This window comes from Arsenophonus sp. PmNCSU2021_1 (assembly GCF_036919435.1).
Lineage (GTDB): Bacteria > Pseudomonadota > Gammaproteobacteria > Enterobacterales > Enterobacteriaceae > Arsenophonus > Arsenophonus nilaparvatae.
Window position 1 is genome coordinate 81,168 of the sequence record NZ_JAZHPL010000002.1, and the last position, 21,966, is coordinate 103,133.

At 39.5% G+C, this 21,966-nt stretch carries 17 protein-coding genes and 2 pseudogenes; 8 read left to right on the forward strand and 11 right to left on the reverse strand.

All coding sequences use genetic code 11. The features are described 5' to 3' along the window. Positions 1-648 carry a response regulator transcription factor RcsB gene (gene rcsB, locus V3224_RS02175; RefSeq protein WP_334468259.1) on the forward strand — a complete coding sequence of 216 codons (648 nt, stop codon included), beginning with the start codon at positions 1-3 and terminating at the stop codon, positions 646-648. Between the two features lie 99 nt (positions 649-747). On the opposite strand, the pseudogene V3224_RS02180 reads toward rcsB, so the two are convergent. The 3 genes and pseudogenes from V3224_RS02180 to gyrA form a co-directional block, all read right to left on the reverse strand. After that, positions 748-1,913 (reverse strand): annotated as a pseudogene (locus V3224_RS02180) (IS256 family transposase). 131 nt (positions 1,914-2,044) lie between these two features. Next, the gene (gene rcsC, locus V3224_RS02185) at positions 2,045-4,903 is read right to left on the reverse strand and encodes a two-component system sensor histidine kinase RcsC (RefSeq protein WP_334468260.1); all 2,859 of its coding nucleotides are present in this window, start codon (positions 4,901-4,903) and stop codon (positions 2,045-2,047) included. Positions 4,904-5,045: 142 nt separating this feature from the next. Further along, on the reverse strand, positions 5,046-7,673 hold the full coding sequence (gene gyrA, locus V3224_RS02190; protein ID WP_334468262.1) for a DNA topoisomerase (ATP-hydrolyzing) subunit A: 2,628 nt from the start codon (positions 7,671-7,673) through the stop codon (positions 5,046-5,048). 167 nt (positions 7,674-7,840) lie between these two features. On the opposite strand from gyrA, the gene ubiG reads away from it, so the two are divergent. The 4 genes from ubiG (at position 7,841) to yfaE (ending at position 12,651) form a co-directional block, all read left to right on the forward strand. Continuing rightward, the gene (gene ubiG / locus V3224_RS02195; protein ID WP_334468264.1) at positions 7,841-8,572 is read left to right on the forward strand and encodes a bifunctional 2-polyprenyl-6-hydroxyphenol methylase/3-demethylubiquinol 3-O-methyltransferase UbiG; all 732 of its coding nucleotides are present in this window, start codon (positions 7,841-7,843) and stop codon (positions 8,570-8,572) included. Between the two features lie 361 nt (positions 8,573-8,933). After that, positions 8,934-11,225 (forward strand): class 1a ribonucleoside-diphosphate reductase subunit alpha, encoded by a 2,292-nt coding sequence (nrdA, locus tag V3224_RS02200; RefSeq protein WP_334468265.1) that lies wholly within the window; start codon positions 8,934-8,936, stop codon positions 11,223-11,225. 11 nt (positions 11,226-11,236) lie between these two features. Continuing rightward, positions 11,237-12,373 (forward strand): class Ia ribonucleoside-diphosphate reductase subunit beta, encoded by a 1,137-nt coding sequence (gene nrdB, locus V3224_RS02205; protein ID WP_334468266.1) that lies wholly within the window; start codon positions 11,237-11,239, stop codon positions 12,371-12,373. 5 nt (positions 12,374-12,378) lie between these two features. Then, positions 12,379-12,651: a class I ribonucleotide reductase maintenance protein YfaE gene (yfaE, locus tag V3224_RS02210; protein WP_334468268.1), complete on the forward strand. Its 273-nt coding sequence runs from the start codon at positions 12,379-12,381 to the stop codon at positions 12,649-12,651. A 38-nt stretch (positions 12,652-12,689) separates the two neighbouring features. On the opposite strand, the gene V3224_RS02215 is transcribed toward yfaE, so the two are convergent. Further along, a complete protein-coding gene (locus V3224_RS02215; protein WP_442889716.1) occupies positions 12,690-13,415 on the reverse strand; it encodes a class I SAM-dependent methyltransferase in 726 nt (241 codons plus the stop codon). A 273-nt stretch (positions 13,416-13,688) separates the two neighbouring features. Here V3224_RS02215 and tyrP point away from each other — a divergent pair, with 273 nt between their 5' ends. Continuing rightward, entirely contained in the window at positions 13,689-14,843 is a 1,155-nt protein-coding gene (tyrP, locus tag V3224_RS02220; RefSeq protein WP_442889718.1) for a tyrosine transporter TyrP, read from the forward strand. 61 nt (positions 14,844-14,904) lie between these two features. Here tyrP and V3224_RS02225 read toward each other — a convergent pair whose 3' ends face one another. After that, positions 14,905-15,327, reverse strand: a complete 423-nt coding sequence (locus V3224_RS02225) for a YfaZ family outer membrane protein (RefSeq protein ID WP_334468297.1) — start codon at positions 15,325-15,327, stop codon at positions 14,905-14,907. 238 nt (positions 15,328-15,565) lie between these two features. On the opposite strand from V3224_RS02225, the gene V3224_RS02230 reads away from it, so the two are divergent. Then, entirely contained in the window at positions 15,566-16,534 is a 969-nt protein-coding gene (locus V3224_RS02230) for an IS110 family transposase (RefSeq protein WP_032115191.1), read from the forward strand. Here the strand turns inward: V3224_RS02230 and V3224_RS02235 are convergent. Next, positions 16,485-16,682, reverse strand: a complete 198-nt coding sequence (locus tag V3224_RS02235; protein WP_334468271.1) for a hypothetical protein — start codon at positions 16,680-16,682, stop codon at positions 16,485-16,487. The two genes, V3224_RS02230 and V3224_RS02235, sit on opposite strands and share 50 nt — an antisense overlap. A gap of 271 nt (positions 16,683-16,953) precedes the next feature. Here V3224_RS02235 and V3224_RS02240 point away from each other — a divergent pair. After that, positions 16,954-18,418: pseudogene (locus V3224_RS02240) on the forward strand (catalase). 132 nt (positions 18,419-18,550) lie between these two features. Here V3224_RS02240 and V3224_RS02245 read toward each other — a convergent pair. From V3224_RS02245 to menB, 5 genes are all read right to left on the reverse strand, one after another. Continuing rightward, positions 18,551-19,057 carry an AMP-binding enzyme gene (locus V3224_RS02245; protein WP_334468273.1) on the reverse strand — a complete coding sequence of 169 codons (507 nt, stop codon included), beginning with the start codon at positions 19,055-19,057 and terminating at the stop codon, positions 18,551-18,553. Positions 19,058-19,215: 158 nt separating this feature from the next. Beyond that, entirely contained in the window at positions 19,216-19,566 is a 351-nt protein-coding gene (locus V3224_RS02250; RefSeq protein ID WP_334468299.1) for an AMP-binding protein, read from the reverse strand. After that, on the reverse strand, positions 19,530-20,078 hold the full coding sequence (locus V3224_RS02255) for an AMP-binding protein (RefSeq protein WP_442889720.1): 549 nt from the start codon (positions 20,076-20,078) through the stop codon (positions 19,530-19,532). The genes V3224_RS02250 and V3224_RS02255 overlap by 37 nt, the downstream gene beginning before the upstream one ends. 91 nt (positions 20,079-20,169) lie before the next feature. Continuing rightward, a complete protein-coding gene (gene menC, locus V3224_RS02260; protein ID WP_334468275.1) occupies positions 20,170-21,108 on the reverse strand; it encodes an o-succinylbenzoate synthase in 939 nt (312 codons plus the stop codon). Continuing rightward, positions 21,108-21,965: a 1,4-dihydroxy-2-naphthoyl-CoA synthase gene (gene menB / locus V3224_RS02265; protein WP_032114665.1), complete on the reverse strand. Its 858-nt coding sequence runs from the start codon at positions 21,963-21,965 to the stop codon at positions 21,108-21,110. The genes menC and menB overlap by 1 nt, the downstream gene beginning before the upstream one ends. Position 21,966: the final 1 nt, after the last annotated feature.

Sequence of the window (21,966 nt, forward strand, 5' to 3'; positions counted from 1 at the left end):
ATGAATAACCTTAATGTCATTATCGCTGATGATCATCCTATTGTACTATTTGGTATACGAAAATCTCTTGAGCAAATCGAGGGAATTAATTTGGTTGATCAATTTGAAGATTCCACATCTCTTATCAATAATATAGCCAAACTTAAAGCAGATATTCTAATTACTGATCTTTCGATGCCCGGTGATAAATACGGTGATGGAATTACATTAATTAAATACATTAAACGCCACTATCCTAACCTATCAATAATAGTCCTTACCATGAATAATAATCCCGCAATACTCAGTGCTGTGTTAGATTTAGATATCGAAGGCATCGTATTGAAACAAGGCGCTCCTGCTGACTTACCAAAGGCATTATCAGCTTTACAAAAAGGAAAAAAATTCACTCCTGAAAATGTATCGAAATTATTGGAGAAAGTTAATGCGAATGGTTATGGCGATAAACGTTTATCGCCAAAAGAAAGTGAAGTGTTGCGCCTATTTGCGGAAGGTTTTTTAGTCACCGAAATTGCAAAAAAACTTAATCGAAGTATTAAAACAATTAGTAGCCAAAAAAAGTCGGCTATGTTAAAACTCGGTGTTGAAAATGATATAGCATTATTAAATTATCTTTCTTCAGTCACAATTGAGAAAGAAATTAACTAGTAATATGATACAAATAAAAAACTAATTGATCCTAATCTTATGGGCAATGAATAAGGTTAATCGGTGACCCTGTACACGATTCTGTGTAAATGCCTTTTCTCAGTAGTGACCGTCCAGGCGGTCACCGAACTCGATAATAAATCGGCTCATCGCCATACGCGAGTCCCTCAGCGGCATTGTCCATTTCTGTGACGCCGCCTGGATTGCCAGCCACACCACCTTTTTCACTGCGTCATCCGTCGGGAACACCTTACGCTTTTTGATGGCATGCCGGATCACGCTGTTCAGCGACTCTATGGCATTCGTTGTGTAGATCACCTTGCGGATGTCTGCCGGGTAAGCGAAGAACGTCGCCAGGGTGGCCCAGTTTGTCTGCCAGCTCCGGCTTATCTGCGGGGTAGCGGCTGTCCCATGCGCTGGCGATAGATGGCTTTCAGGTCGCGTGTGACGGCTTTGTAGTCCTTCCAGGAGACGAACCGCAGGCTGTTACGCACCATATGCACGATGCACAGCTGAATGCGGGCTTCCGGATACACGGTGTTGATGGCGTCCGGAAAGCCTTTCAGACCGTCGACACAGGCGATGAGGATATCGTTCAGACCACGGTTTTTTAGTTCTGTCAGCACACTGAGCCAGAACTTCGCGCCCTCGTTTTCGGCCAGCCACATACCCAACAGTTCTTTCTGACCTTCGATGTTGATACCCAGGGCCAGAAACACGGATTTATTGATGACGCGACTGTCCTGCCGGACCTTCAGGACGATACAGTCAAGATAAACAATAGGATAGACTGCATCCAGTGGGCGATTTTGCCATTCGGTAACCTGCTCCATCACGGAATCGGTGACCTTCGAGACCAGCGCCGGTGAGACATCCGCGTCATACAGTTCTTTGAACGCAGCCGCTATCTCGCGGGTGGTCATCCCTTTGGCGTACAACGATAAAATCTGGTTATCCATCCCGGTGATCCGGGTCTGGTTTTTCTTCACCAGTTGCGGTTCGAAAGAACCGTCACGATCGCGCGGAGGGCGTAGTTCCAGAGGACCATCGCCGGTGGTAACGGTTTTTGTGGAATAGCCGTTGCGGGAGTTGGCACCCGGTTTGGGCTGATTTTTATCGTAGCCCAGATGGTGGGACATTTCGGCGTTGAGAGCCGCCTCAACGCTGATTTTCTTCAGCAGACGATCGAACTGGCTGAGATCGTCAGGGGTTTTGAGATTTTTGGCCAATTCATTAGCCAGAGCCTGCAATTGTTTTTCGTCCATAAATTAACCTTCATTTGATGCTGGATTGAACATATCAAAATCAGGCAATTACACAAATTTATGTACAGGCTCTAATCGGTTTTCCATCCTGTTTTTATAAATTAATAATCATTTGAATATTAAAATAGTATTTAATCATTATTTTCTTGTGTTGCTAATATACTAACATCGCAACACTTCAATAGCGATTGCTTTAATTTTTTTAATGTAACCGGTTTGGATAGACAGTCATCCATTCCTACACTTAAGCAACGCTGCTTTTCTTCTGCCATGGCATTAGCCGTTAAAGCAACAATCGGTATCGCATAACCTTCTTCTCTAATTAACTTTGTCAAACCATAGCCATCGAGATTAGGCATATTTACATCTGTCAAAACGATATCTATATTATTTTGTCGAACATAATCCAAAGCGATTAGCCCATCTTCAGCAAGTACTATATTAAAGCCTATTGATTTCAGCTGATCAGCCAGTAAACTCCGATTAATTGGATGATCATCAACAATCAATACCGTTAGAAAACATAATTTTTTATCTGGTAGCGACATTATTGAAGATGGATTAACAACCTCTTGCTCACCATTTTCCATCACTAATTGATCAATAAAACCATCTAATTTATCAAGTTGGTAAGTATTATAAAACCAATCATTTTTCGCATTTTCCTGGGGTTCACCGATAAAAGTTGAAAATAGCCTAAGTGTAAATTTGCTTTCAGCCACCAAGCCTTCATAATCAGTAATAATCAAATCATATATTTTATCTTTATGGTGTTCATTGCAAACTGTCGTTATCTTAAAGCCATTGTAGTCTAAATAAGTTTGTAGATAATCTCGCAGGTAATGATTAAAAAAATACAGACCGATACGAAAATTTTGCCGATATTCTGGGTGGAGACAAACCACATATTCACTATCAAACAAAGGTAGCCTAACGGTAAAACTACTACCTATACCAACCTGGCTGTTAACTTCAATATCGCCATCCATTAAGTTAATTAATTTTTCACAAATAGGTAACCCCAAACCAGTGCCCTGGGAAAAACTCTCATTATTAACTTTAATCTGAAAGAAAGGATCAAAAAGTTGCATTAATATATTATCAGGCATACCAATCCCCGTATCCCTAATTTCAATATAAATATAAAAATCTCTTATGAAAATATTTAACAGAATAAAACCAGTTTTTGTAAATTTAATCGCATTACTGAGAATATTAGAAACAATTTGCTGTACTCGAACCGAATCGGCATTAATAATATCGGGCACATTAGGATCAATATAGTAATAAATCGAAAGACCCTTTTTACCTATCAGCGGAATATAATTAGAAATAATAAATGAGAAAACCTCACGACAATTAAACGGTGCTGGATCAATATTAAGTTGCTTAGATTCAATTTTTGAAAAATCTAAAATATCATTAATTATTTTTAATAATAATGATGAAGAGTGCTCCATTGTCGTCAAAAGGCGATCAGCTTGAATGGGCAATTCATAAGATTGCAATAACTCTAAATTACCAATGATGCCATAAAGTGGTGTTCGTAATTCATGGCTAACGGTTGCTAAAAACATAGATTTGGCTTGGTTGGCCTGCTCTGATGCCTGCGCCATATTATGTAAAGATTTTTCCATCTGAACACGGGCACTAATATCAACCAAAACACAAATGGCCACTTCCTTATTTTGATAACGCGAAATAACATAACTTATTTGTAAATGGGTATGACTGGTAGTAACAACATCAATATAACTACTAGATTTATCTTGAATAATTGATAGGATGCGGGTTTTATCATCATGGCTTAATAATCGAAAATAATCATAGGCCAGTTCATTACTCAATATATTAACACCATCAACAAGACGTAAAATAATGATACCAACCGGCGCCGACGCCACTATTTTATGATTAAATTGCTCATGTTCTTCTAAACGAATGGCATTATCTTCTGCTGGTAATAACATCTTCCTTTCTAATAGCCAGATCAAAAAAGTAATTAAAATAAATGAGATTATATTTAACAGAATGCCGTTTATAATTGACAGCTTAAATTCATTAAGAATATCACTAATAGGTACAGAAAAAACAACACTTAATAACGAAGGTAGTAAGCGGTTTTTATAAATTAATCGACTAAAATCATTATCATAGCCAAAATGAAAGTTTTCTAACTGATAAACATAATCATCAGATCTTAAATTACTATCATACGGGAAATGTAATACTAATCTATTATTTGCATTTAAAACGAAGGTACTAATTGGCCTTTCATAGCGTAAATTAAAGTGCTCCAAGCGTATTGAACGTTCTAAACCAATTAGACCAATCAAAGTCCCTTTATCATAAATAGGCGCTAATATGTAGAAAGAGCCATTATCAGTTCCCGACGCTGGTGTGATCCAATAAATATTTTGCTCTCTGCCTTGTGCCCTCAAGCTCATATAAGTCCGCATATTTTCATGGATTATTTTTTTAAACAATTGAAGACTGGTAGTACTGTTTCGGATAGCCAAATCAATCATGCAGTTACTTTCTGGGCCAACAATAAAAACCGTTTTTAAACCTTGTGGTGGCACAATATTATTTCGCCAAAAAGAGAATAATTGATTAAATGCAACTAAGTAACTCTTTGATGTTTCATGCAATTTGCTACAATCAGCATCTGCCGTTAGGGGTAAGTAGGTGAAATTAAGTTGTTTTGGCAAGACAGGCGTATAATTAGGATCTTGCGCTAATTTTTCGATATGGCTATCTACCATATATTGGATTGATCGCAGGGTTTTATCCGTATAATGCACATATTCAACCATACTGTCATAAGTAGATGAATACTGTTGATGTATATCAGATTTAACTTCATTAAAGATATTAAATAGATAAAAAAGTGTGATTACAGCTCCCATTGCCCACAGCATAACGCCGAGAGTACGGAACAAATAGCGAGAAATTTTCAATGACGTTCTAAATGAAGATAGATATCTCAAACACTGTCCTAACTATAAAAGAAGTGTATCAATGGTAAAGCATATACGATAAGCGGAATAATAAAAAGTTATCACTAATAATGAATTGACATAAAGTGTAAAAAAGGGCACCTACTGTGCCCGCTCAGACAAAACTAATTTATCACTCATTAAGCGAAAGATTTTCTACGTTATTGATATCAGGCTCTACTTTTACGCTGATTGTATCTTCTGTTAACGTTTGGTTATCATCTTCCTCTTCTTCAGGATCAACAACGCGTTGTAAACCAACTACTTTTTCATCTTCAGCAGTACGAATCAAAGTGACACCCTGAGTATTTCTACCGACAATGCTAACCTCTGCAACTCGGGTACGCACCAAGGTACCAGCATCCGTGATCATCATGATTTGATCTGTTTTTTCTACCTGAATTGCTCCGACCACATTACCATTACGTTCACTAACCTTAATGGAAATAACACCTTGAGTAGCTCGAGATTTTGTTGGGTATTCACTCTGCTCGGTTCGTTTTCCATAACCATTTTCTGTAACGGTTAAAATATCACCTTCACCACGGGGTACAATCAGCGAAACGACCTTATCGCCAGCTTGTAGCTTAATACCTCGAACACCCGTTGCTGTACGTCCCATAGGACGAACCGCATTTTCCGCAAAACGAACAACTTTACCACCAGCAGAGAAAAGCATTACCTCATTTTTACCAGCAGTCAAATCAACGCCAATCAGCTCATCGCCATCATTAAGATTAACTGCAATAATGCCGGCGCTTCTGGGACGACTAAAATCTTTTAGTGATGTCTTTTTAACTGTACCACTCGCGGTTGCCATAAATACATAATGACCATCATCAAATTCACGTACCGGCAAAATTGCGGTAATACGTTCATTCTGTTCTAACGGTAATAAATTGACTATTGGTCGTCCACGTGCGCCACGGCTAGCTTCGGGTAATTGGTAAACTTTCATCCAATAGAGACGGCCACGGCTAGAGAAGCATAGAATTGTGTCATGGGTATTGGCAACTAACAAACGCTCAATAAAATCTTCTTCTTTAATACGCGCAGCCGACTTACCTTTACCCCCACGTCGCTGTGCTTCGTAATCAGATAGTGGCTGATATTTAACATACCCCTGATGTGATAAGGTGACGACCACATCTTCCTGGGTAATTAAATCTTCGATATTAATATCCGCGCTATTTTCAGTAATTTCGGTGCGACGGACATCACGATACTGATCTTTAACAGCTTCCAGCTCTTCACGGATAACTTCCATTAACCGTTCTGGGCTGGTTAATATATATAGCAATGCGGCAATCAGTTTTAGCAGCTCACTATATTCATCCAATATTTTGTCATGTTCTAAGCTAGTTAATTTTTGCAAACGCAAATCAAGAATTGCCTGAGCTTGCGGTTCAGTCAAATAATATTGACCATCGCGCACACCGTATTCGGGTTCAAGCCATTCAGGGCGAGCAGCGTTATCACCTGCATTGGCTAACATGGCAGAAACATTACCTAATTGCCAAGGACGAGCAATCAAAGCCAATTTCGCTTCGTGAGGCGTTGATGCTTGGCGGATAAGTTCAATTATTGGATCAATATTTGCTAATGCGACGGCGAGAGCTTCCAAAATATGAGCCCGTTCACGCGCTTTACGCAATTCAAAAATAGTCCGTCGAGTGACCACTTCTCTACGATGGCGAACAAAAGCTTCAAGAATTTCTTTTAAGTTTAAAAGTCTAGGCTGGCCATCACATAAGGCAACCATATTAATGCCAAATGAGACTTGAAGTTGAGTGAGGGAATACAAATTATTCAGTACCACTTCCGCCACTGCATCTCGTTTTACTTCAATAACAATACGCATGCCATCTTTATCAGATTCATCACGTAATGCACTAATCCCCTCAACACGCTTATCTTTAACCAATTCTGCAATTTTTTCAATTAAACGAGCTTTATTAACCTGATAAGGGATCTCATTGACAATAATTGTTTCACGACCACTTTTATCATCAACTTCAACGTTAGCTCGTGCACGGATATAGACTTTACCACGTCCCGTCCGATATGCGTCGATGATACCGCGGCGACCATTAATAATCGCAGCGGTTGGAAAATCAGGACCTGGAATATACTCCAGTAATCCTTCAATACTAATATTTTCATCATTGATATAAGCCAGACAGCCATCAATGACTTCACTAAGGTTATGAGGTGGAATATTGGTAGCCATACCAACAGCGATACCTGAAGAGCCGTTAACCAGCAAGTTTGGCACCCGCGTTGGCATAACATCAGGGATCTGCTCTGTACCATCATAGTTAGGAATAAAATCAACGGTTTCTTTATCTAAATCTGCCAACAATTCATGGGCAATTTTTGCCATGCGTACTTCGGTATAACGCATAGCTGCAGCAGAGTCGCCATCAACAGAGCCAAAATTACCTTGCCCATCAACTAGCATATAACGCATTGAAAAAGGTTGTGCCAGACGTACTATCGCATCATAAACAGCGCTATCGCCATGAGGATGGTATTTACCAATGACGTCACCGACTACACGGGCTGATTTTTTGTACGGTTTATTCCAATCATTGCCCAATACATTCATCGCATATAATACGCGACGGTGAACAGGCTTTAATCCATCTCGTACATCTGGAAGGGCGCGTCCAACAATTACAGACATCGCATAATCCAAATAAGAGCTTTTCAGCTCCTCTTCGATATTGACCGGGGTAATTTCTCTTGCTATGTCACTCATGGAGCCACTGTCCCTCATACTCCTTATTCATTAAGGAGTAAAATTATACCACAAAATCGCCATTTTATAAAAACAGGAAACGCATAATGATCAAGTAAAACATGTATAATGACCTAATGCCATTATACAGTCTATGTTAATAAAAAAATTAAGGAGTAAATTTTCTGATGAATAACAAGAATTCGCTCAGCGAGGCAAATGTTGATCTAGCTGAAATCGACAAATTTAGCTCTGTTGCGACTCGTTGGTGGGATGAAACGAGTGAATTCCAACCTCTTCATCGGATTAATCCATTACGTTTAAACTATATCCTGCAACAGGCTAATGGTCTGTTTGGTAAAAAAGTACTCGATATTGGCTGCGGCGGCGGAATTTTATCAGAAAGTATGGCTAAAGAAGGCGCCCTGGTGACAGGAATTGATATGGCCGCAGAGCCGCTGGAAGTCTCAAAGCTCCATGCATTAGAAAGCAATATGCAGATCAACTATCTACAGGAAACAGCTGAGAGTCATGCCGAAAAATACCCTAAAACTTATGATATCGTTACCTGTATGGAAATGTTGGAACATGTGCCCGATCCCGAGTCTGTCGTTCAATCATGCGCAAAATTAGTCAAACCGGGCGGTCATGTATTTTTTTCTACTATTAATCGTAATAAAAAAGCCTGGTTATTGGCAATTATTGCCGCTGAGCATATTTTAAAAATAGTTCCCAAAGGTACTCATGATGTAAAAAAATTTATTCGACCTTCAGAGCTACTCAGTTGGATAGATAAAACCTCTTTACAAGAACAGCATATGATCGGATTACATTATAATCCGATCAGCGACAAATTTTCGTTAGGCTCGAATGTTGATGTTAATTATATGTTGCACTTGTCAAATACAAATAATTGTTAACATTTGCTGAAGAAAGCAGCAGTCAGTAGGTCATTATTAAATTTATTTTTCACCATTGCCGGTAACATAAATTATAATATTCTTCTATTATCACACATAGTTATCGGCCAATTAACAAAATTTAGCGCTCGATTATTGCTAAAAACCCCATTTTTTATAGACTTGATAAAAGTAGCAAATACCATTATCTTGTTAGTATAAACGCAATCAAACACTATATATTGTGTTTACTGTTCTCCATTTTAGTTCAAAATACAAACATAATATGCTATTAACAGCCCACCGTTTTGTATTTTATTATTAACCATTGAGTGCAGTGATCGATAAATATTTAGCTAATTAACTTTAGGTGTATCTACCCATGAACCAAAGTCTGTTAGTCACTAAACGTGATGGACATAAAGAGCGCATTGATCTTGATAAAATCCATAAAGTCATTACCTGGGCGGCTGAAGGTCTAAAAGATGTATCCGTTTCACAAGTAGAGCTACGTTCTCAGATCCAGTTTTATGATGGTATTAAAACGTCCGATATTCACGAAACCATGATCAAAGCGGCGGCAGATCTTATTTCAGCTGATACACCCGATTACCAATATCTTGCAGCTCGATTAGCTATTTTCCATCTACGCAAAAAAGCATATGGCCAATTTGAACCACCAGCACTATATCAGCATGTTTTGCATATGGTTAAAATAGGTAAATATGATAAGCATCTGCTGACAGATTATACAGCTGAAGAATTCGAGCAGATGGATAGTTTTCTGGATCACTGGCGTGACATGAATTTTTCCTATGCGGCAGTTAAGCAATTAGAAGGCAAATACTTAGTACAAAACCGGGTAAGCGGTGAAATTTATGAAAGTGCCCAGTTTCTCTATATCCTTGTTGCAGCTTGCCTTTTTTCACGCTATCCAAAAGAGACGCGGTTAAACTATATTCATCGTTTTTATGATGCAATCTCAACTTTCAAAATTTCACTACCTACCCCGATTATGGCGGGGGTACGCACCCCAACCCGCCAATTTAGTTCTTGCGTATTAATTGAATGTGGCGATAGCCTTGATTCAATTAATGCCACTTCTAGCGCGATTGTAAAATATGTTTCTCAGCGTGCCGGTATTGGTATTAATGCCGGCCATATTCGCGCACTAGGTAGTCCAATTCGGGGAGGTGAAGCGTTTCATACAGGCTGTATCCCGTTCTATAAACATTTCCAGACTGCGGTAAAATCTTGTTCTCAAGGTGGCGTACGTGGTGGTGCCGCTACGCTATTTTATCCGCTCTGGCATTTAGAGGTTGAAAGCCTATTAGTATTAAAAAATAACCGTGGCGTTGAAGGTAATCGTGTTCGTCACCTGGACTATGGCGTACAAATTAACAAACTGATGTATGAACGCCTTATCAAAGGTAAAGAAATTACCCTCTTTAGCCCTTCTGATGTGCCCAGCTTATATGAAACATTTTTTGCTGATCAAAACGAATTTGAACGTTTATATTTAAAATATGAGCAAGACGCAAACATACGCCAAAAACGCGTTAAAGCGCTCGATCTATTTTCACTTATGATGCAAGAGCGAGCGTCAACCGGACGTATTTATATTCAAAATGTCGATCACTGTAACACCCATAGTCCATTTGATGCTAAAGTTGCGCCAATTCGTCAATCAAACCTCTGTCTGGAAATCGCCTTGCCAACCAGGCCCTTAAATGATGTTAACGACGAAAATGGTGAAATTGCTCTCTGTACTCTTTCCGCCTTTAATTTGGGTGCCATTACCTCATTGGATGAATTGGAAGAGTTGGCGGTATTAGCGGTGCGTGCATTAGATTCACTGCTCGATTATCAAAACTATCCGATTGTTGCAGCGCAAAAAGGCTCTATGGGTCGTCGTACTTTAGGTATTGGCGTCATAAATTATGCTTATTATTTAGCTAAACATGGCGTTCACTACTCCGATGGTAGTGCCAATAATCTGACCCACAAAACCTTTGAAGCGATCCAATATTATTTATTGAAAGCATCCAATGAACTGGCAAAAGAGCAAGGTGCTTGCCCATGGTTTAACGAAACTACTTATGCAAAAGGTATTTTACCGATTGATAGTTATAAAAAATCATTAGATGCACTAACATCTGAACCGCTACATTATGATTGGCAAACTTTACGCAAAGATATCAAGCAATATGGTTTGCGTAACTCAACGCTTTCCGCCTTGATGCCATCAGAAACTTCTTCGCAAATATCCAATGCTACCAATGGCATTGAACCACCGCGAGGCTATGTCAGTATTAAAGCATCCAAAGATGGTATTTTGCGTCAAGTAGTACTTGAATACGAACGCCTGAAAGATGATTATGAACTGTTATGGCAAATGCCCAACAATGACGGTTATTTACAGTTGGTTGGTATTATGCAAAAATTTATTGATCAATCAATTTCTGCTAATACGAATTATGATCCAAGCCGCTTCCCAAATAATAAAGTTCCAATGAATCAATTACTGAAAGATTTGTTACTCGCTTATAAATATGGGTTAAAAACGCTTTATTACCATAATACCCGAGATGGTGCAGAGGATAGCCAAGCCGATCTTGAAGAGGTGATTGAATCAGCTGACAGCGATTGTGATGACGGCGCTTGTAAGATTTAACGTGAGGACGTATGGAATACCAATATACAACATTTTCGCAAACCAAAAACGATCAATTGCAAGAACCGATGTTCTTTGGACAGCCTGTCAACGTTGCCCGTTATGATCAGCAAAAATATCCTATTTTCGAGCAGCTAATTGAAAAACAACTCTCTTTTTTCTGGCGCCCAGAAGAAATTGATGTTTCTCGTGATCGTATTGATTATCAAGCGCTACCTGAACATGAAAAACACATTTTTATCAGTAATTTAAAATATCAAACACTATTAGATTCTATTCAAGGACGTAGCCCTAACGTGGCACTACTGCCCCTTATTTCAATTCCTGAACTTGAAACCTGGATAGAAACCTGGTCATTTTCAGAAACTATTCATTCGCGCTCTTATACTCATATTATTCGTAATATTGTTAATGACCCATCAATTACTTTTGACGATATCGTAACTAATGACGAAATTTTAAAGCGGGCAAAAGATATTTCTACTTATTATGACGATTTAATTGAGATGACCAGCTATTACCATATGTTAGGTGAGGGCAATCATACAATTAATGGCAAAAATGTCATTATTTCTTTACACGATTTGAAAAAGCAGCTCTATTTATGTTTGATGAGCGTTAATGCATTAGAAGCGATTCGTTTTTATGTCAGCTTCGCTTGTTCATTTGCCTTTGCTGAACGTGAATTGATGGAAGGAAACGCTAAAATTATTAAATTGATTGCCCGTGATGAAGCTTTGCATCTCACCGGCACCCAACATATGTTAAACCTGATGTGTTCTGGTCAAGATGATCCTGAAATGGCCATCATTGCCAAAGAGTGTGAAGAAGCGTGTTACAAATTGTTTGTACAAGCCGCCGAACAGGAAAAGGAGTGGGCAGAATATCTCTTCTCAAATGGTTCTATGATCGGTCTTAATAAAGATATTCTATGTCAATACATCGAATATATTACCAATATTCGCATGCAAGCGGTTGGATTAAAATTACCCTTCGAAACGCGTTCTAATCCAATCCCATGGATCAACGCCTGGCTAGTTTCTGATAACGTTCAGGTTGCCCCACAAGAAGTAGAAGTGAGTTCTTACTTGGTAGGGCAAATTGATGCTCAGGTCGATACCGATGAATTGGGCAACTTTGAGTTATAACCGTTATGGCAAGCTATAAAATTACCCTGCGCAACGCGCAGGGTATACTGATCCCTTTTCATTCCGAACAACATACTAGTCTACTTGATGCTCTGGAACAAAGTAAAATTCAAATTGAATTTCAATGTCGGGAAGGCTTTTGTGGTGCCTGCCGGGTTCGTCTGCGAAAAGGAGAAGTGGCATATCGTCATAAACCAATAGCTTTCATTGATAAAGATGAGATATTAGCCTGTAGTTGCCGGCCTATCACCGATATTGATATTGATATCAATCAATAACACCAGCGGGCGCTAACATTAAGACTGTTTACGCTTTTTCAGCAACCACCAGTAACATCATCGGACGTCGTAGCATCTCTCATGCCATCAATTTTATCTAGCAAATAATCAGCCGGCTGAGGCTCAATGAGTCGCGCAATAGAAAATCCAGCTGTTAATAAACTGGTTAAATAAGTTGTTAAGGTTTTATGATACTTAGTCACTTTGTGACCGAGAAATTCTGCCTGACACGCACTTTCGTTAAAATAGTTATCAACTGGCGAATGGAGCTTAGAGCCTGAACTATTATAACACCAATCTTGTGAACCATGAGCAGTAAAAACTGGGTGCTCGATTGAAAATATAAACTGGCCTTTCTCAGTTAAACAAGAGTAGATTTTATGGCATACTTGAGCAAAATCAGCGACATAATGTAATGCTAGCGAACTGACAACCAGATCAAAGCTAGCATTAGCAAACTGAATATCCTCTATCGCTTGTTGCCGATATTCAATGATATCAGGAAAGCGATTTTTTTCTTTTGCTACCTTTAACATTTTCTGCGAAATATCTGTACCAATCACTTTTCTCGCGCCATGCTCTGCTGCATATAAACAATGCCAACCGTAACCACAGCCCAAATCTAATACTGATTTACCTTGAAAATTAGGTAATAAACTTTGTAATGCTGGCCATTCACCAGCGGCATTTAATCCATCAACAGAACGAGGAAACTGGCTATAGGCAATAAAAAAATCATCCTGATCGTAAATATTCTCTTTCATAACTAAATTCCAATGATTGGTATATAACTAGCTTAACTATCACTCTCTAATCAAATTTTTATATTATGCCTGATCATCATTCAATTAACTACTGTTCAGACTGATAATGTAAACATAAAATTCCATAAAATGTAATATTAATTTGACACATAATAATCAATCATTTACTCTGCCCCCATATTAAATTTAGCGCTATAAGGCTCAGGATCACTTGTGAAAAATCTCACACTGGGTAGTATTTTAATTGTTGCTGGCACAACAATCGGTGCCGGTATGTTGGCAATGCCGCTTGCCGCATCATGCGTTGGTTTTCCCATGATTGCACTTATGCTAATTGGGTTATGGGCTTTAATGAGTTATACCGCGTTATTATTAGTCGAAGTATATCAATACAACCCCGCACATTTAGGTTTAGGCTCTATTGCCAAACGTTATCTTGGTTTACCTGGAAGAGTGATAACCAGTTTAAGCATGCTACTACTGATGTATGCATTAGCGACCGCTTATATCGGTGGCGCAGGAGTTTTGATCGCTAATAGCCTTTCATCTTGGACAGGTATAAATATTAGCATCAATTCTGCAATTATTTTATTCACCATTATTGGCGGTACGATTGTCTGTATTGGCACTCATTCAGTCGATTTGATAAATCGCATTTTGTTTATCGCAAAAATTATTTTTCTGCTCATCATTCTAATCGTCATGATGCCCCACGTAGAAAATATTAATCTTACCGCTATGCCAGTAGAAAAAGGATTAGTCTTATCAGCGATCCCAGTCATTTTTACTTCATTTGGCTTTCACGGTAGTATTCCGAGCCTGGTAAGCTATATGGATGGTAATATCAATAAATCACGTAAAATTTTTATTATTGGTAGTGCTATCCCACTATTCGCTTATATTTTATGGCAGATAGCCACCTTAGGAGCTATCCCACAAACCAACTTTATCGGTATATTAGCCAACCAGTCGGGTTTAAACGGATTACTGAGTGCAATTAATGATATCGTCGCCACTTCACAAGTAAATATTGCTGTTAACCTATTCATGGATCTGGCGTTGGCTACCTCTTTTTTAGGTGTTACGCTGGGTTTGTTTGACTATTTGGCCGATATGTTTAAACCTAAAAATACGCCATTTGGTCGCTTGCAGAGTGGATTATTAACCTTCCTGCCACCACTGGTTTGCGCGCTATTTTTCAGCAGTTTTGTTCAAGCCTTAACCTATGCAGCCGTTGCTTTATCGATTTTAGCACTCATTCTGCCAACTTTGATGGTGATGCGCGTCAGAAAAATCGAAGGAAATAAAACTAATCGTTATCGGGTTAAAGGTGGAACGCCCGCATTACTAATAGTGCTAACTTGTGGTGTTGCCGTGATTTTAATTCAGATTGGTATTGTTAGTGGTATGTTACCTGCTGTTGGATAACACTTTTGACATAAAGAAAAAGTAAAGCACCATAATTCATATGGTGCGAACAATTAAGCAGCTAGAAACTGACGCCTGCACCAAGATAAAAACCATCTGCAATGGTATTGTTAGGATGCTGACTCTTGCCTTGCAGTTTAATAAAACGATAACCAAAATTAATCGCTAATGGTTTAATCACTTCATATTTAATGCCCACATCCGCTTCCTGATAAGCATAATTGCCCGAAGTGAAATCACGCGGTGAGCCATAAACTTCCCCATATAAAGCCAACGATGGCATAATTTGCCAATTGGCACCAACACCAGCCGCAAAGGCAAAACCGTTATTATCATCTTGTGGTGATAAATAATACGCTTTTCCACCAATATAAGCGCTAAACGGCCCTAAAGGTAAGCCAAAAGTTGCCCCTAAGCTAACTACCTGACCGTCATGATCGCTACGTGCCCAATTGCCATTTATGCCTAACCCTGCCCCTTGTATCTTGAAATTTGGTTATAATAATAGCGATTAGATTTGGCAAGGTGTATGTAATCCGATTGTCCCTTGTATCTTGAAATTTGGTTATAATAATAGCGATTAGATTTGGCAAGGTGTATGTAATCCGATTGTCCCTGGGGTTTATAGCCCGTAGCAAAGCGAATGATGCATACACTTAGCCACTCATCTGAAACCCGAACAGTTGTCCGTAATTCATAACGTATTTGCAAGGATGGGTAATATGAGTCAGCTAAATCCAATTTGTGTAGGAATTGATGTTTCTAAAGCTTCATTGGATATTGCAGGCACCAATAACATTGAGCAGTTCAGAGTCAGCAATAACCCTGACGGGTTCGATACCATCATTTATCAACTGAAAAAGAACAACATAGCCTTGATTCTGATGGAAGCTACAGGTGGTCTCGAGGCAGCGATTGCATGCGCTCTTCAGGCTGAAGGTTTTGATGTTGCCGTTATCAATCCCAGGCAAGCCAGAGACTTTGCTCGATCCATGGGCTATCTGGCAAAGACTGATAGAATAGATGCCAGAGTTTTAGCTCAGATGGCTGATGTCATTAACCGCCATCCTGAGCGGTCACGTTTTATCCAGGCTATTCCTGATGCAGAGCGTCAGATTCTTGCTGCTATGGTGGTGCGCAGACGGCAGCTGATTGCAATGCTTGTAGCTGAAAGAAACCGGATGCATCCATCTCACCCGCAAAACAGAAAAAGCATCAGTAACATCATCAATGCACTAGAAAATGAACTTAAACGGATTGACGAGGATATGCATAAGCATATTACGGATCATTTCAACGAGCTTGCAGAGCGGCTAAGTACTATCAAAGGCATTGGTATGATGACTGCTGCTACATTGCTGGCAGAAGTCCCTGAGTTAGGGAAACTCTCGCGCAGGGAGATCAGTGCACTGGTTGGGGTAGCTCCTGTTAATAGAGACTCGGGAACCATGCGTGGCCGACGAACCATTTTTGGCGGTCGGGCCGGAGTTCGAACCTCTTTGTACATGGCTGCACTGGTTGCAACTCGTTTCAATCCGGTGATAAAAGCATTTTACACACGGCTGGTTGCAGCAGGAAAAGCCAAAAAAGTGGCGCTGGTTGCCTGTATGCGCAAACTGCTGACTATCCTGAATGCGATTCTCAGAAAGAACCAAGAATGGGATGAGTCGTATCATAACGTTGCTCCATAAATATACTGTTCAAGACAGTTGCTTTGCTGCCAATGCCAGCAGCTAGTTCAGTAAAATCTTTTCCTACTTGTGCACTGACAGAAGCGGCATTAGAATGACCTGAGAATAAAAAACATCCAACTGTTACCGGTAATAAAAATTTTTTCATTAAAATAGTTATCCTAAGCTACTAATTATTCTGGTTACTAAAATATCAACAATATATTTCATTTTCTTTCGAATTATTATTATTATTTTGTAAAAAACATTTTTTGCTCTGATATATCGCAGCAATAGGTATTTTTGATTGGCTATATACTTTATTAGCTTAGATAATCTATTTGATATGACTTTAATAAGATTAATAAAAATTATGTAACACCTGCTAATTGTTTTTAACTACATTTTCTATCTATTTCAACTAAAACTGGAGATGAGTAATGGAGAAAAAAGAAGGTCTTACTACCGCTGCAGGCTCACCCATCGTTGATAATAATAATGTTATCACCGCAGGCCATAGAGGCCCGATGTTATTACAAGATGTTTGGTTTTTAGAAAAATTGGCTCACTTTGATCGTGAAGTTATTCCTGAACGCCGTATGCATGCCAAGGGCTCTGGGGCATTTGGTACTTTTTACCGTTACCCATGATATTAGCCAATATACACGGGCAAAAATCTTCTCTGAAATAGGTAAGGAAACCAAATTATTTATCCGTTTTTCTACCGTGGCCGGCGAACGGGGAGCTGCTGATGCAGAGCGAGATATTCGTGGCTTTGCCTTAAAGTTTTACACTGAAGAAGGTAATTGGGATTTAGTGGGTAACAATACACCAGTTTTTTATTTACGTGATCCATTAAAATTTCCTGATCTTAATCATGTGGTAAAACGTGATCCGCACACTAATTTACGTAACCCTGCTTATAAATGGGATTTTTTCTCGCATTTGCCTGAATCTCTTCATCAATTAACTACTGATATGAGTGACCGAGGTATACCTAAATCCTACCGTCATATGCACGGTTTCGGTAGTCATACCTATAGTTTTATTAATGAAAAAAATCAGCGATTCTGGGTTAAATTTCATTTTCGTTGCCAACAAGGTATTGAAAATTTGATGGATGACGAAGCGGAACAAATTATCGCTAAAGATCGTGAAAGTTCACAACGTGATCTGTTTAATGCCATTAACAGCCAAAATTATCCACGTTGGAAATTGCAAATCCAAGTGATGCCTAAAGCCGATGCCGCTAAACTGCCTTACAACCCATTTGATTTGACCAAAGTATGGCGACATAAAGATTGCCCATTAATAGATGTTGGTGAGTTTGAATTAAATCGCAATCCTGATAATTATTTTGCTGATGTGGAACAAGCCGCCCTTAGCCCAGCGAATATCGTGCCAGGTATTAGTTTTTCGCCGGATAAAATGTTACAAGGCCGGTTATTCTCTTATGGCGACGCGCATCGTTATCGGTTAGGCGTCAATAATTTTCAGATCCCAGTAAATAAACCACAGGCTAACTGTCCATTTCATAACTACCACCGTGATGGTGCCATGAGAGTGGATGGTAATAGTGGCAATGGGGTTACTTACGAACCAAATAGTGCGGGCCGATTTCAAGAACAACCTCAATTCAAAGAACCACCATTGACACTATGTGGAACAGTCGATCACTGGAATCATCGGGAAGATGAAGATTATTACAGTCAGCCAAGAGCACTTTATAAATTGCTCAGTAAACACGAACATAAACGTATGTTTGACAGAATTGCCAGTGAATTAGTTGAAGCTTCAATTGAAACCCAGCAGCGGCAGGTTGCGCTATTTAGCAAGGTACACCCTAAATATGGTGAAGGGGTTGAAAAAGCATTAGAAAAATGGCGAAAAAAACAGCATAAATAAAATTGCTTGCTAGCAAACGGAGAGAGTAAAACCTCTCCGGATCATTTTTACGCTGATGCAGTCTAAAAATTGTATTTAGCCAAGGATATACATTACTATCTATTATCGCCTTAAAGCCAGCACCAGATTATCTTAATCCACTTGATTATCATTATGATGCTGCAAAAGCCATTGCTTTATATTGCGGCGTGAAAGCTTAATGCCGGCATTATCGATTAACATACTAGACAATAAATAATAAGCAATAGGTCGTTGAAAGGCCGCTAACCGATGATTTAACCACTGACTTAAGCTGGTTACCAGTTGTTGATTATCAGACTCAATGACCGCAACTGGACGGTGACCAAATTCTTTATCAGCTATTGGAATGACAAAACTCTGTTTAATATCAGGATGACTATTCAATATCGATTCGATATCTTCGGGTTGAATACCTTCCCCGCCACTAAAAAATTGATTATCCAATCGACCTAAGATCCGCCATTCTCCACCCGAAAAAGTACCTTTATCATGGCTAACAAACCAACCATTAACTAATGCTAAGGGTAAGATTTTACCCTGCCACCAATAGCCTAATGCCAAACTATCAGCCTGAATATGAATTTCATTATTCACTAAGCGAAGACACGAGTTTCGCACAGGCATATAAAATTCTAAAAATGGCTTAAAAGCAATGATCAACCTGCAAGTTACTAAAACACATGAATTTTCTTAAATTACAATAAGTTGCATTTGATTTATAAGGCTTTATCTATTTATATATTATGCTGAATTAAACTTAAAAATAGAGCGTTTTTTTATTGGTGCGAAACTCGTGGAAGAGACTTGCCGATTAAAGGTAAACCGACGCCTAGAGTACTATCTGCTTGTTTCGCGCAAACCGTGGAGGCTGTTTCTGTCATACCATAGCCGAGCCAACAACGGATGCCATGCTGCTTAGCCGTAGTGACTAACTCATGCGGGATCATCGCACCGCCTAATAACACATTTTGTAAACTGAATTTTTGCTCAACCCCTTTTATCTTCAATAAACGCCATAATTGAGTGGGTACTAAAGAAGCGTGGCTGCATTGCTGTAATGCATGTGGTAATGAAATGGTTGCTTTTATTGCTAATCTTGCTCCTCGATATAACCACCGCCAAACAATCCCCTGACCTGAGACGTGAAAAAGCGGTAAAGAAAGTAACCAACAATCCTCACGTGTTCAAACGGTAATAACGAAAGCACACCTTTAGCACTATTGAGATGAGCAGTAATATTATGCACCACCGCTTTCGCCATTCCGGTTGAAGCCGAAGTTAATATTAATGTTGCCGGCAGCGATGGCATAAAAGGTAGCGGGCCAGTAACACCATGTTGAAGATTAACCGATTTTGCTATTACTGCGCGATAGTCTAACAATTTTACCTTCGGCAAAAACAACGGTTGTTCAGTAAAATCAATCATATAATCAACCGACAAACCGGTAATTAATTCTACTACTGTGCTCTCTGGCAGTTGTGGATTGAGGGGCAAAATACGCGCCCCCAACTGCAGTAATGCCAGCTGACATAACAGCATAGAAAAACTATTTTTTCCTCTTAGCATGACGATCATCGACTCGGGAGCAAGCAACTGACGGTGGAGATTGTCGGCAACGCAATTAATTTTTGCTACCAATTGCCGCCAACTATATGTCTATGCTCAGTTATCAGTGCAATGTCAGCAGGCGATTTTTCTGCCCAATAGATCCAAGGCCATTGATTAAATATCATTTATTCTGCCATATTAGTTCTAATTCATTTAATCCGATTAATGGCAATGAACTTTCAGGCCATTGACGAACCAGTTGAGTCTGGAACAAAGACAAGGTATCTAATCCGGGAACGGTTTCTGGTGTTAACCAGCTTGCTATTCTAGCTAATTGTGTTAGACCAAAACTACTTTCAAGACTTGAACTAATTACACTATTTAATCCCAAAGCCCTGGCGTCATCAATAAGTTGCTTACAGTGATTTAAGCTACCCAGTAAGGTAGGTTTAATAACAATGGCGCTAACACCTGGCTGTTTTTCAAGTTTAAAATTAGGTTCGCGCATACTTTCATCCCAAGCAATAGCGATCCCCGTTTGTTGAGCAAACGCTAATGAGTCAAGCATGGTTTTACAAGGCTCTTCAATAAAATCAATTCTACTGCGATTGGCTGGCTTAATATACTTGGCAAACGCGGCGGCTTGTGATTGGTTCCAGCTTCGATTAGCATCCAACCGTAAACGCAATAAAGGAACCGCATCAAGTAGCAAATTAACCACCATCCCATCCCGCACCGACTCATAAAGGCCAACCTTAACCTTAGCCACTTTTTCACTGCTAGCACCATTTAATTGTAAAATAAACGCATCCAGATCACCGGTGCAAAGGGTTGCTTTTGGATAATGGGTTATTTCAGGTAATTCAGCCTTTAATTCAGCCAGCGCACAACTGAGCCCAAAAGCCACTGATGGAATATGGCACGTTTTAACTGTTGCACCCTGGCACCAGTTATGTAAGCCTGTTTGCAATGATTGCCTGGCCATTTCCAGTGTTTCAACACTAAACTCGGGTAAAGGTGAAATTTCACCCCAACCTTGGGAGTCATTTAATCGCTGCTGCCTTAATACGATCCCTGCTTCCATAGGTAGACTAAATTGATATATTGCCGCCTTACGCATTATGGATTACGCTCAAAGCTTGAAAAATCAGGTTGCCGTTTTTCATTGAAAGCATTTCTCCCTTCCTGCCCTTCTTCGGTCATGTAAAATAACATGGTTGCATTACCGGCTAACTCTTGTAAACCGGCCTGGCCGTCACAATCCGCATTAAGCGCTGCTTTCAGACAGCGTAGTGCCATTGGGCTATTTTTTAATATCTCACGACACCAGCCTACCGTTTCACGCTCCAATTCAGCATAAGGCACAACCTGATTTACCAATCCCATCTCTAGTGCTGACCGTGCATCATATTGACGGCATAAGAACCAAATTTCGCGTGCTTTTTTTTGTCCAACGATGCGTGCCATATAGGACGCTCCCCAACCACCATCAAATGAGCCAACCTTAGGCCCCGTTTGACCAAATATGGCATTGTCAGCAGCAATGGTTAAATCACACATCATATGTAATACATGCCCACCGCCAATCGCATAACCGGCAACCATAGCAACAATCGGCTTTGGACAGGTCCTAATTTGCCGTTGAAAATCTAAAATATTTAAGTGGTGAACACCATTATCATCTCGATAACCACCATAATCACCACGAATTTTCTGATCACCACCGGCACAAAAGGCTTTCTCACCCTGGCCGGTTAAAATGATGCAACCTATCGCATTATCGTAACGGGCGTCGGATAACGCCTGGATCATCTCTTTGACGGTTTGTGGCCGAAATGCATTACGAACATGTGGACGATTGATTGTAATTTTAGCAATTCCATCTTTGCTTTTATGATAAAGAATATCTTCAAATTGGGCTGAATAATCATGCCATTGAGCAACAGCATAAAGTTGTTCTTCATTCAGACATTGCATA

What these genes read in the sequence shown, in the direction of transcription:
- rcsB (WP_334468259.1), top strand. Translation starts at nt 1, where the DNA reads ATGAATAACCTTAATGTCATTATCGCTGATGATCATCCTATTGTACTA.
- gyrA (WP_334468262.1), bottom strand. Translation starts at nt 7,673, where the DNA reads ATGAGTGACATAGCAAGAGAAATTACCCCGGTCAATATCGAAGAGGAG.
- ubiG (WP_334468264.1), top strand. Translation starts at nt 7,841, where the DNA reads ATGAATAACAAGAATTCGCTCAGCGAGGCAAATGTTGATCTAGCTGAA.
- nrdA (WP_334468265.1), top strand. Translation starts at nt 8,934, where the DNA reads ATGAACCAAAGTCTGTTAGTCACTAAACGTGATGGACATAAAGAGCGC.
- nrdB (WP_334468266.1), top strand. Translation starts at nt 11,237, where the DNA reads ATGGAATACCAATATACAACATTTTCGCAAACCAAAAACGATCAATTG.
- yfaE (WP_334468268.1), top strand. Translation starts at nt 12,379, where the DNA reads ATGGCAAGCTATAAAATTACCCTGCGCAACGCGCAGGGTATACTGATC.
- V3224_RS02215 (WP_442889716.1), bottom strand. Translation starts at nt 13,415, where the DNA reads ATGAAAGAGAATATTTACGATCAGGATGATTTTTTTATTGCCTATAGC.
- tyrP (WP_442889718.1), top strand. Translation starts at nt 13,689, where the DNA reads ATGTTGGCAATGCCGCTTGCCGCATCATGCGTTGGTTTTCCCATGATT.
- V3224_RS02230 (WP_032115191.1), top strand. Translation starts at nt 15,566, where the DNA reads ATGAGTCAGCTAAATCCAATTTGTGTAGGAATTGATGTTTCTAAAGCT.
- V3224_RS02235 (WP_334468271.1), bottom strand. Translation starts at nt 16,682, where the DNA reads ATGAAAAAATTTTTATTACCGGTAACAGTTGGATGTTTTTTATTCTCA.
- menC (WP_334468275.1), bottom strand. Translation starts at nt 21,108, where the DNA reads ATGCGTAAGGCGGCAATATATCAATTTAGTCTACCTATGGAAGCAGGG.
- menB (WP_032114665.1), bottom strand. Translation starts at nt 21,965, where the DNA reads ATGCAATGTCTGAATGAAGAACAACTTTATGCTGTTGCTCAATGGCAT.